The sequence below is a fragment of the Pseudomonas sihuiensis genome (genome assembly GCF_900106015.1).
Lineage (GTDB): Bacteria > Pseudomonadota > Gammaproteobacteria > Pseudomonadales > Pseudomonadaceae > Aquipseudomonas > Aquipseudomonas sihuiensis.
Genome location: NZ_LT629797.1, coordinates 5,243,487 through 5,254,846, shown reverse-complemented (window position 1 = coordinate 5,254,846; position 11,360 = coordinate 5,243,487). Strand labels below are relative to the sequence as shown.

Below are 11,360 nucleotides of genomic sequence, written 5' to 3'. Positions count from 1 at the left end.
ACAGCAGTCTAGGCCCGGCCAAATCATTCGAATAATGGATATTTGAAAAGAGCATTATCCGTGATAACGAATTTGCGCCAGCTCGACCTCAACCTGCTGCTGGTCTTCGATGCCCTGATGCAGGAGGGCAATCTGACCCGCGCGGCCCAGCGTCTGCACCTGAGCCAGTCGACGGTCAGCAACGCCCTCGCCCGTCTGCGTCAGCAACTGGGCGAGGAGTTGTTCCAGCGCACCGCGCGCGGCATGACGCCGACCGCGCGCGCTCTGGCGCTTTACCCACCCGTGCGTCAGGCGCTGCACTTGCTGCAGGCCGGCCTCGGCCCGGCAGAGCCTTTCGATGTGCAGGCGCCACACGTGTTCAGCCTGTCGCTCAACGACTACGCCCAGGCCGCGCTGCTGCCGATGCTGCAGGCGCATCTGGCCCGTGTCGCGCCACAGGTTGAGGTTGTCGCGCACAGCGACGACGCCGACAACCTGCTGCCGCGCCTGGAGAGCGGTGCCCTGGACCTGGCCATCGATTATCTGCATGTCGATTCGCCCGACCTGCATTACGCGCCCCTGCGCGAGGAGGCGTTGGTGGTGATCGGGCGCAAGGATCATCCAGCCTTCGTCGGCGGCCTGAACCTTAAGGATTACCAACAGGCTCGCCACGTGATCGTGACGCCGCGAGCAGGACGTGGCTCACCACTGGAAATCGTCCTGGGCTCGGCCAAAGTTCGGCGTCAGGCTGCGCTGCACCTGCCCAACTACCTGCCGATTCCGGCCATCGTCGCCCACACAGACCTACTCGGCACCATACCCGCGCGCCTGGCCGACGCCTTCGCGCCGCTCTTCGCCCTACAGGTCGCGCCGCTGCCTTTCGACATGCCCGCCGTGCAGATCAGTCTGATCTGGCATCGCGAGCAGCACCACGACCCGGCACATGCCTGGCTACGCGAACAACTGCACGGCCTGCTCGCCTGACACATAACCGCAATCGAAACGTCATGTGCACTACATGACCCGGGCAGAGACTGGGCCTATGAACGCACCGTCTCTGCATATCGCGCTGATCAGCGAAACCTTCCCGCCGGAAATCAACGGCGTGGCCAACACCCTCGGTCGCCTGGTCGACGGCCTGCGTAGCCGTGGCCACCGCGTGCAACTGATACGGCCGCGCCAGGACATCGACCTCACGCAAGACTCCGACGATGACCTGCTGCTGACCCGCGGCTGGCCGTTACCTGGCTACCCCGGCCTGCAATGGGGTCAGTCATCCCTGCACAAGCTGCTCAGGCGCTGGCAACGGCAGCGACCGGACGTGCTCTACATCGCCACCGAAGGCCCGCTTGGCCTGTCCGCCTTGCGCGCGGCCAGGCGCCTGGCGATCCCAGTGGTCAGCGGTTTTCACACCAATTTCCAGCAGTACACCGGGCACTACGGCATCGGCCTGCTGACCCGGGCCATGACCAACTACCTGCGCTGGTTTCACAACCGCACGCAGCTGACGCTGGTGCCGAGCATCGGCCAGAAGGTCGACCTCGAACGCCGCGACTTCGAACGCCTGGCCCTGCTCGCCCGTGGTGTCGACAGCCAGCTGTTCCACCCACGCCGACGCAGCGACGCCCTGCGCGAAAGCTGGGGCCTGGGGCCGGATGATCTGGCCGTGCTGCATGTAGGTCGCCTGGCGGCAGAGAAGAACCTTGGCCTGCTGGTAAAAGCCTTCCACGCCCTGCAGACAGCTCATCCGCAGCGCCGCATGCGGTTGATTTTGGTCGGCGACGGGCCGCTGCGCGCCAACCTCCAGGCGCAACTACCAGACGCGCTATTCTGCGGCCTGCAGCGCGGTGAAGCGTTGGCCACGCACTACGCCTCGGGCGATCTGTTCCTGTTTCCCAGCCTCTCGGAAACCTTCGGCAACGTGGTGCTGGAAGCCCTGGTATCGAGCCTCGGCGTGGTGGCGTTCGACCAGGCTGCGGCCGCCCAGCATATCCATCACGGGCACAACGGCATGCTCGCCCGCCCCGGTGACGAGGCAGGCTTCTGCGAAGCCGCCTGTGAGCTGCTGGAAGAGGCGGAAGTGTTGCGGCGCATCCGCCTCAATGCCCGCCGACATGCCAGCCACCTCAGTTGGGATGGCATCGTCGCGCTGTTCGAACAGCACCTGCGCAGCGCCATGCAGCCAGCGCACCTCTGCGTCAGCACGGAGCTTGCCCGTAGGCCGGGTGAAACCCGCCACTGAGACAATCTGGCGGGTTGCACCCGCCCTACGTGATCACATCCACTCAAAACATGCAGATGTAAAAAAGCCCCGATGTGCCGGGGCTGAAAATGGGGCGCCGGATCGCGGCGCCCGATAGAAACGGACTCAGACCAGCGTGGTCAGCGCATCACGGCTGAACGGCAGGATGTCCTGCTCGCGGCCTTCACGCACCTTCAGCGCCCAATCCGGGTCGACCAGCAGCGCGCGGCCCACGGCGACGAGATCAAACTCCTCCTTGTTCAGGCGCTCGAGCAGATTCTCGAGACTGGCCGGCTCGGCCACCTTGTCGGTCTTGACCATGAACTGCAGGAACTCGCCATCCAGGCCGACACTGCCGACAGTGATGGTCGGCTTGCCGGTGAGCTTGCGCGTCCAGCCGGCCAGGTTGAGGTCGCTGCCTTCGAACTCCGGCTCCCAGAAGCGGCGCGTCGAGCAATGGAAGATGTCCACGCCGGCATCGGACAGCGGCTTGAGGAAGGCCTCCAGCTGCTCCGGAGTCTGCACCAGGCGCGCGGTGTAATCCTGCTGCTTCCACTGCGAGTAACGCAGGATGATCGGGAAGTCCGGGCCGACCGCAGCGCGCACGGCCTGGATCAGCTCGATGGCGAAACGCGAACGCGCCGCCAGGTCACCACCATAGCCGTCGGTACGCTGGTTGCTGCCCTCCCAGAAGAACTGGTCGATCAGGTAGCCGTGGGCACCGTGGATCTCCACACCGTCCATGCCGATGGCCTGGGCATCGCGCGCGGCCTGGGCGAAGGCGGCGATCACTTCGTCGATATCGGCCTGGGTCATGCCATGCACGACCACCTGGCCGTCCTTGACCTTCTCCATCGGGCCATAGCCGGGCACGCTGGCATCCGGCTCGGTGCCCAGCTTGCGCACGTTACCCACGTGCCAGAGCTGCGGGACGATCTTGCCGCCTTCGGCATGCACCGCGTCGACCACCTGCTTCCAGCCGGCCAGGGCGTCTTCGCCATAGAAACGCGGCACGTGCGGGTAGCCGTTGGCCGCCTTGTGCCCGACCGTGGTGCCTTCGGTGACGATCAGGCCGACACCCGCCGCAGCACGGCGGCGGTAGTACTCGATGACCTTGGCGTTGGGCACGCCACCGGGCGAGAAGGAGCGGGTCATCGGCGCCATGACCACACGGGTCGGCAACTCCAGGTTACCGAGGCGGAACGGGGCGAACAGGGCTTGAACGGGAGCGCTCATCATCTTTCCTCTGGGGTTGAACGGTAATCAGGCCTGCAGCAAACGCTCCAGGCGGTTGACGAAAGCTTCCAGCGGCTGCAGGTTGCGGCCCACCTTGAGCCGCGCCAGCACACCCTGCCAGGCGTCGCTGATGAAGGTGGCGAGGTTGCCGCAGTCCTCGTCAGCCGGAAGTTCGCTGGCGGCCTGCGCCTGCTCCAGGCAGTCGCGCAGGATGTCCACCGAGGCCTGCTGAATGGCCGCGACCTCGGCGCCGATCGCCGGCAGCATCTCGCTCATCTCGAAACTCAGGCTGCCGATGAAGCAGTGGTACTGCGGCGTCTCCTGCCGAGCGAAGTGCGCCAGCAGGTCAAGGTAATAAGCGAGGATGCGTGCACGCGGGCTCAGCGCCGGATCATTCAGCGCCTGGCCATAACGCGCCAGCCGCGGCCGATAGATGAAGGCCAGCGCCTGCAGGGCGAAGTCTTCCTTGCTGGCGAAGTAGTGATAGAAGCTGCCCTTGGGAATCCCGGCGGCCTGGACGATTTCCAGTACGCCGGTGCCGTGATAACCGCGCCGCGTCATCACCGCCGAGCCTTTGCTCAGGATCAAGTCGCGCTTGTCGAGTCGAATGCTGTTCATGGCGCCAAGCATATGACCGGTCGTCTCGCTCGCGACAGCACTATTGATATTGGTGATTAAGGATTAGAAAACGTAGGGCGGGTGCAACCCGCCAGCCATGCGTGCGGCGGGTTTCACCCGCCCTCAAGCTCAAGGCTGCAGCCAGATCAGCGAAGCGAAACGCCCGGTGCGCGCACTGCGGCGATAGGAGTAGAAACGCGGGTCGTTGTAGGTGCACAGCCCACCACCGCTGACCGCGGTCACGCCGATGGCGGCCAGGCGAATGCGCGCCAGTTGGTAGATATCAGCCATGAACTTGCCAGCGTTGGCGCCGGGCACAAACGCCGCAGCAGCCTCGGCATGCTGTTGCACGAAGGCCTCGCGCACTTCAGCCCCAACTTCGAACGCAGTCGGGCCGATGGCCGGGCCGAGCCAGACCAGCAGCTCTTGCGGCGCGACATCCAGGGCTTTGACTGTCGCCTCCAGCACACCACCAGCCAGCCCACGCCAACCGGCATGGGCCGCTGCCACGCGGGTACCGGCGCGGTCACAGAACAGCGCTGGCAGGCAGTCGGCGGTCATCGCCGTGCAGGCGATACTCGGCGTAGCAGTCCAGTTGCCATCGGCTTCGATGACCCTCGCCGGATCGGCCTCTGCCACCACGATGCCGTGCACCTGGCGCAGCCAGGCAGGCTGGCAGCCGAGCGTATCGACCAGATGCTGACGGTTGCTCGCTACTGCGGCCGGATCGTCCTCGACATGATCACCGAGGTTGAAGGTATCGAACGGCGCGATGCTAACGCCGCCGCTGCGCGTGGTAACACAGGCGCGCACATTGGCTGGCGCAGGCCAGTCGGGCGTCAGCCAGTCGTGGGCACTCACCCGACGAACGCCTCGCGATCCTGACGCAGCAGGGTCAGCAGCCAGACCAGATCACCCGGCAGTTCCGACTCCCACTTCATGCGCTGGCCGGTGGCTGGATGATCCAGTTCGAGGAAACGCGCATGCAGGGCCTGACGCGGAAACTCCTTGAGGCTCTGCACCAGGGTCGGGCTGGAGGCTGGCGGAATGCGGAAACGCCCGGCATAGACCGGATCGCCCACCAGCGGATAGCCAACGTGGCTCATGTGCACACGAATCTGGTGCGTGCGCCCGGTTTCCAGCTTGACCCGCACATGGGTGTGCGAACGGTAGCGCTCGAGCACGCGGTAGTGACTGATCGCTGGCTTGCCGCCATCGGTCACCGCCATGCGCTGGCGCTGGCTGGAGCTGCGACCAATGGGCGCATCGATGGTGCCGCCGGCGGTGATCATGCCGATGCAGATGCATTCATAGATGCGGCTGACGGTACGCTTCTGCAGTTGCTCGACCAGGTTGGTCTGCGCCTGCAGAGTCTTGGCCACCACCATCAGGCCGGTGGTGTCCTTGTCCAGGCGATGGACGATACCGGCACGCGGCACATTGACGATATCCGGTACGTGGTGCAGCAACGCGTTGAGCAGGGTGCCGTCGGCATGCCCGGCAGCCGGATGCACCACCAGCCCCGCTGGCTTGTCGATCACCAGCAGGTGTTCGTCTTCATAGACGATGTTCAGTTCGATGTCCTGCGCGACCCACTCGCCCTGCGCTTCCTGCTCGGCATCGAGTACCAGGGTCGAGCCGGCATGCACGGTGTCGCGCGGGCGTGCCACGGTGCCATCGACAGTCAGGCGACCTTCCTTGATCCAGGTGGAAAGGCGCGAACGGGAGAACTCGCCAAACAGCTGCGCAGCCACCTGGTCGAGGCGTTGACCGCCTTGTTCAAAGGGAACGACGGCCTGGAGTTGAATTAGCTGTTTGTTTATAGAAGTCATCTTAGGCAACGGCGGGAGCCAGGCCTTTGGTTTCGGCGACAGGCTTGTGGTTAAATACTGCGTCTTTGCCCCAGGGGTTCCGGGGGCGCTCATCATAACAGGACGGCCGCGCGGCCGTCACAGGGACGCAAGCCGCCATGCAAGTGAAACACCTGCTGCTGATCGCCATCCTCGCCCTTACCGCCGCCTGCTCATCCAAGCAGCCGGAGGTCGATGAAAACCTCAGCGAGGTGGAGCTGTACCAGCAGGCCCAGGCCGACCTGGACAACCGCAGCTACACCCAGGCCATCGCCAAACTCAAGGCGCTGGAGTCGCGCTACCCGTTCGGCCGCTACGCCGAGCAGGCGCAGCTGGAACTGATCTACGCCTACTACAAGAACGCCGAGCCGGAGGCCGCCAAGTCGTCTGCCGAGCGCTTCATCCGCCTGCACCCGCAGCACGCCAACGTCGACTACGCCTATTACCTCAAGGGTCTGGCCTCCTTCGACCAGGACCGCGGCCTGCTGGCGCGCTTCCTGCCGCTGGACATGACCAAGCGTGACCCGGGCGCCGCGCGCGACTCCTACAACGAGTTCGCCCAGCTCACCAGCCGTTACCCGACCAGTCGCTACGCGCCGGATGCCAAGCAGCGCATGATCTACCTGCGCAACCTGTTGGCTGCCTACGAAATCCACGTTGGCCACTATTACCTCACCCGCCAGGCTTACGTCGCCGCCGCCAACCGTGGCCGCTACGTAGTGGAGAACTTCCAGGAAACCCCGTCGGTCGGTGACGGCCTGGCGATCATGACCGAGGCCTACCAGCGCCTGTCGCTGGACGATCTGGCAGCCACCAGCCTGGAAACCCTCAAGCTCAACTACCCCGATCACCCGAGCCTGGAGAACGGCCAGTTCGTCCCGCGCGAAGAAGAAGCCGACAACCGATCCTGGCTAGCCAAGGCCACCCTGGGTCTGATCGAAACCGAAACGCCGCTGCCACCGGGCGAAACCCGCGCCAGCCAGGACGTCATCCGCCAGTATGAAGACGCCGCACAGCAGATCCCGCGTGAACTGCAGCAGGACGCCAAAACCGGCGAAACGGCGAAGAAGCGCTCGATCTGGAGCTACCTGACCTTCGGCCTGTTCGACTGAGCGCAGCGTGACTGAACGAGGGAGGCTACGGCCTAATGTCTGTCAGTTAAGCGTCGACGCTGCCAATGGGTAGGAGCGGCGCCCCGCCGCGAACCAGGGCGATACGCGATTGAAAAGCTTCGCCCCGGGGCGGGGCTCCTACGAAAGACCGCTTCGGCAAGCTTATCTGATCGACATTGGGCTACGGCCTCCCTTTTTCATGGCTCTTCGCGTTATCGCGGGGAAGATACGCTTGACACCGGACTGGCAACTACGTGTTAGCTGTCGATGACCTGGCATTATCCATTAGCACGCCGCCTGACCTGATGGGTTTCGCCCCTTACGGGCGAGTCACTTTCTCTTGCTTGTCCAAGAGAAAGTGACCAAAGAGAAGGGCACCCCACCATCCGAGCTAGGCGCCCCCGCCCTGCTGCGCCGGGGTTCCCTCGCTCCATCACCGCTCCAGGGGCACGCCACGAAGGGCCATCCCTGGCCCATCGCAGCTCTCGCGACATCCATGTCGCTCAACCCTTTCCACGGCGATTCCACTCGGCCTCCTGAAGGGGACTTGGGCGTCGTCTGTGAGATCGTGCATCAAGAGCAAAAGCCAAACGCTACCGACTTTGATCTTCCAGAGATGTCGCAAGCTCGCGACCTGGTCCCCTTCAGGAGGCCGAGTGGAGGTGTTGCGCAGGGGGACGAGCCGCATGGATGCGGCGAGATACCGATGGCGGCCCCGCTTAAAGGGCCAGGGACGTCCCTTGTAAGCCGGCCCCCAGAGCAGCGCCGGAGCGAGGGAAGTTTCGCGTAGCGAAACCCGGATGTCGGGGTGCCCTTCTTTGGCACCCCAAACGTTCAGTGCACGCGGTAATGGATAGTGCTAAGTCAGTAAGCGCTACGCACACAAACTTGCCAGTCCAGTATCAACCCGCACTTTCCCCAAAATATGCGAAGAACCTTTTTCATGCCCGGTATTTCAGGCCTGCAAGCATCAACCGCCCTGCCGCGAGGAAACAGCTCACACGCTGCCTTCGCTGCACTGTGCCAATGCACTCGGCTTGGCTAAACTGCCGACTTTCAACGAACAAAAGAGCACGATATGGGTCTTTTCCGCCTGCTGTTCTGGGTCGCCATCATCTTTGCCGCGATCTGGATCTGGCGCCGTTTCATCAGCCAGCCCAAACGTACGCGCGCAGCCGAGGACGCCGCCGCGCCCATGGTTCGCTGCGCGCATTGTGGCGTGCACATCCCCAAGGCCCAGGCACTGAGCCAGGATCAGCAGTGGTACTGCAGCCAGGCTCACCTCGAACAAGGCCCACACACAGGTGAACGCTGAGCTCAGCACACCAAGCCGAACCCAGGGACGGCGCATTCTCAGGCTTTACCATCTTTATCGCCTGAGTATCGGCCTGGCCCTGGTTCTGCTGATTTCCAGCAACTTCGACGAGCAGTTTTTCGATGTCGTGCATATCGAGCTGTTTCGTACAGGCAGTTGGGTCTACCTGATCCTCAACATCTTCATCGCCGTGCTGGTGCAAAAGCCCAAGCACCTGGTGCAGCTGTTCAGCCTGGCGCTGGTCGACGTGATATTCCTCTCGGCCCTGTTCTACGCAGCCGGCGGCACGCCCAGCGGCATCGGCAACCTGCTGGTGGTCGCCGTGGCCATCGCCAATATCCTGCTGCGCGGCCGCATCGGCCTGCTGATCGCCGCCATTGCCGCGATGGCGCTGATCTACCTGACCTTCTACCTCAGCCTCAGCCGCCCCGCTGCTGCCGCACAATACGTCCAGGCCGGTGCCCTCGGCGCGCTGTGCTTCGCCGGCGCCCTGTTCATCCAGGGCATCACCCGCCGCCTGCAGGTCAGCGAAAGCCTGGCCGAACAACGCGCAGCGGATGTCGCCAGCCTGGAAGAACTCAACGAGCAGATCCTGCAGCGCATGCGCACCGGCATTCTGGTGCTCGACACCCAACATCGCGTACTGCTGGCAAACCAGGGCGCGACGCAGCTGCTCGGGCGAGGTGAACTCAGCGGCAAGATCATCGATCCGCACTGCCCAGAACTGGTCAAACGCCTCCAACAATGGCTGCATAACCCAACCCTACGCCCGGACAGCCTGCAGGCACAGGTCGACGGGCCGGTACTACAGCCCAGTTTCATCTCCCTGCAACGCGGCGATCAGCAACATACCCTGGTGTTTCTCGACGACATATCGCAGATCGCCCAGCAGGCGCAGCAACTCAAGCTGGCCTCGCTCGGCCGCCTTACCGCCGGCATCGCCCACGAAATTCGCAACCCGCTCGGCGCCATCAGCCATGCCGCGCAATTGCTGCAGGAGTCGGAGGATCTGCACGGCCCGGACCAGCGCCTGGCACAGATCATTCAGGATCACTCCAAGCGCATGAACCTGGTGATCGAGAACGTTCTGCAACTGTCACGTAGGCGCCAGGCCGAACCGCAACTGCTCGACCTGAAGTACTGGCTACACCGCTTCGCCAGCGAGTTTCGCAGCTCGGCACCAGCTAACCGACAGATCCACCTGGAGACCCAGGGCGGCAGCCTGCAGACACGCATGGACCCGCACCAGCTGACCCAGGTGCTGACCAATCTGGTGCAGAACGGCCTACGCTATAGTGCCAAGCAGCACAAGATCGGTCAGGTCTGGCTGCGCCTTTTCCGTGACGAGAACAGCGACCTGCCGGTGCTGGAAATCCTCGACGACGGCCCCGGCGTGCCGCCCGAGCAGGAGCAGCACATCTTCGAGCCCTTCTACACCACCGACAACAAGGGCACCGGCCTCGGCCTGTATATTTCTCGCGAGCTGTGCCAGGGCAACCAGGCCCGCCTCGACTATAAACCTCGTGAAGGGGGCGGCAGTTGCTTCCGCATCACCTTCGCCCATCCGCGCAAACTGAGCTGAGCATGAACCGTCAGAGAGCCCTGATCGTCGACGACGAACCCGATATCCGCGAGCTGCTGGAAATCACCCTCGGACGCATGAAGCTGGACACCCGTAGCGCCCGCAACGTCAAGGAAGCGCGCGAGTGGCTGGCACGCGAGCCGTTCGACCTGTGCCTGACCGATATGCGCCTGCCCGATGGCACCGGCCTGGATCTGGTGCAACACATCCAGCAACGCCACCCGCAGGTTCCCGTGGCGATGATCACCGCCTACGGCAGCCTGGACACCGCGATCAACTCGCTCAAGGCCGGGGCCTTCGACTTTCTCACCAAACCGGTGGACCTCGGTCGCCTGCGCGAACTGGTCGCCACTGCCCTGCGCATTCGCTCCCCCGAAGGCGAGGAAACCCCGGTCGACAGCCGCCTGCTCGGCGACTCGCCACCGATGAAGTCGCTGCGCAAGCAGATCCAGAAACTCTCGCGCAGCCAGGCGCCGGTCTACATCAGCGGCGAATCGGGCAGCGGCAAGGAACTGGTGGCGCGCCTGATTCACGAGCAGGGGCCGCGCGTCGAACAGCCCTTCGTTCCGGTCAACTGTGGCGCGATACCCTCGGAGCTGATGGAAAGCGAGTTCTTCGGCCACAAGAAAGGCAGCTTCACCGGCGCCATCGAAGACAAACAGGGCCTGTTCCAGGCGGCCAATGGCGGCACCCTGTTTCTCGATGAGGTCGCCGATCTGCCACTGCCGATGCAGGTCAAACTGCTGCGCGCCATTCAGGAAAAGGCCGTGCGCGCCGTCGGCGGCCAACAGGAAGTGGTGGTCGATGTGCGCATCCTCTGCGCCACCCACAAGGACCTTGCTGCCGAAGTCGCTGCTGGCCGCTTCCGTCAGGACCTCTACTACCGCCTCAACGTCATCGAGTTGCGCGTACCGCCGCTGCGTGAACGTCGCGAAGATATCGCCCAGCTGGCTGACTTGATGCTCGCGCGCCTGGCCGATGGCACTGGCCTGGCCGCCGCCAAGTTGCACCCCGACGCCCTGGAAAAGCTCAAGAACTACCGCTTCCCCGGCAACGTGCGCGAGCTGGAAAACATGCTCGAACGCGCCTACACGCTCTGCGACGATGATCAGATCACGCCCAGCGACCTGCGCCTGGCCGACGCCAGTGGCCCCAGCAACGAAGGAGGCGAAGCCAGCCTGGCGCAGATCGACAACCTCGAGGACTACCTCGAGGACATCGAACGCAAACTGATCATGCAGGCACTGGAAGAAACCCGCTGGAACCGCACGGCGGCCGCGCAACGCCTGGGCCTGACCTTCCGCTCGATGCGCTATCGCCTGAAGAAGCTGGGTATCGACTGAACCCCGAGATCACGCTTGTGTAGGAGTCGGCTTGCCGGCGATCAAGACCGCCTGCGCCGTCCCCTGCAAGCGTTGACGAGCGA

The 11,360-nt window shown here is 64.0% G+C and carries 10 protein-coding genes; 6 read left to right on the top strand and 4 right to left on the bottom strand.

Annotation, left to right across the window (positions count from 1 at the left end):
* Positions 1 to 60 precede the first annotated feature (60 nt).
* Both bsrA and BLT86_RS24515 read left to right on the top strand, forming a co-directional pair.
* Positions 61 to 963, top strand: a complete 903-nt coding sequence (bsrA, locus tag BLT86_RS24520) for a LysR family transcriptional regulator BsrA (protein ID WP_092380167.1) — start codon at positions 61 to 63, stop codon at positions 961 to 963.
* Positions 964 to 997: 34 nt separating this feature from the next.
* Positions 998 to 2,221 carry a glycosyltransferase family 4 protein gene (locus BLT86_RS24515; RefSeq protein WP_408003010.1) on the top strand — a complete coding sequence of 408 codons (1,224 nt, stop codon included), beginning with the start codon at positions 998 to 1,000 and terminating at the stop codon, positions 2,219 to 2,221.
* 126 nt (positions 2,222 to 2,347) lie between these two features.
* Here BLT86_RS24515 and BLT86_RS24510 read toward each other — a convergent pair whose 3' ends face one another.
* The 4 genes from BLT86_RS24510 to rluD form a co-directional block, all read right to left on the bottom strand.
* The gene (locus BLT86_RS24510) at positions 2,348 to 3,457 is read right to left on the bottom strand and encodes an NADH:flavin oxidoreductase (protein ID WP_092380163.1); all 1,110 of its coding nucleotides are present in this window, start codon (positions 3,455 to 3,457) and stop codon (positions 2,348 to 2,350) included.
* A gap of 27 nt (positions 3,458 to 3,484) precedes the next feature.
* Complete coding sequence (locus BLT86_RS24505; RefSeq protein WP_231976560.1) at positions 3,485 to 4,075, bottom strand: TetR/AcrR family transcriptional regulator; 591 nt, start codon at positions 4,073 to 4,075, stop codon at positions 3,485 to 3,487.
* A gap of 129 nt (positions 4,076 to 4,204) precedes the next feature.
* Entirely contained in the window at positions 4,205 to 4,936 is a 732-nt protein-coding gene (gene pgeF / locus BLT86_RS24500; protein ID WP_092380159.1) for a peptidoglycan editing factor PgeF, read from the bottom strand.
* On the bottom strand, positions 4,933 to 5,907 hold the full coding sequence (rluD, locus tag BLT86_RS24495) for a 23S rRNA pseudouridine(1911/1915/1917) synthase RluD (RefSeq protein WP_092380157.1): 975 nt from the start codon (positions 5,905 to 5,907) through the stop codon (positions 4,933 to 4,935). Before rluD ends, pgeF begins: the two co-directional genes overlap by 4 nt.
* Positions 5,908 to 6,044: 137 nt before the next feature.
* Here rluD and BLT86_RS24490 point away from each other — a divergent pair, with 137 nt between their 5' ends.
* From BLT86_RS24490 to BLT86_RS24475, 4 genes are all read left to right on the top strand, one after another.
* Complete coding sequence (locus BLT86_RS24490; protein ID WP_092380155.1) at positions 6,045 to 7,037, top strand: outer membrane protein assembly factor BamD; 993 nt, start codon at positions 6,045 to 6,047, stop codon at positions 7,035 to 7,037.
* 1,078 nt (positions 7,038 to 8,115) lie between these two features.
* Positions 8,116 to 8,352 carry a PP0621 family protein gene (locus BLT86_RS24485; protein ID WP_092380152.1) on the top strand — a complete coding sequence of 79 codons (237 nt, stop codon included), beginning with the start codon at positions 8,116 to 8,118 and terminating at the stop codon, positions 8,350 to 8,352.
* Positions 8,342 to 9,934, top strand: a complete 1,593-nt coding sequence (locus BLT86_RS24480) for a sensor histidine kinase (protein ID WP_092380150.1) — start codon at positions 8,342 to 8,344, stop codon at positions 9,932 to 9,934. Before BLT86_RS24485 ends, BLT86_RS24480 begins: the two co-directional genes overlap by 11 nt.
* A 2-nt stretch (positions 9,935 to 9,936) precedes the next feature.
* Positions 9,937 to 11,277, top strand: a complete 1,341-nt coding sequence (locus BLT86_RS24475) for a sigma-54-dependent transcriptional regulator (RefSeq protein ID WP_092380148.1) — start codon at positions 9,937 to 9,939, stop codon at positions 11,275 to 11,277.
* The last annotated feature ends 83 nt before the right edge of the window (positions 11,278 to 11,360 follow it).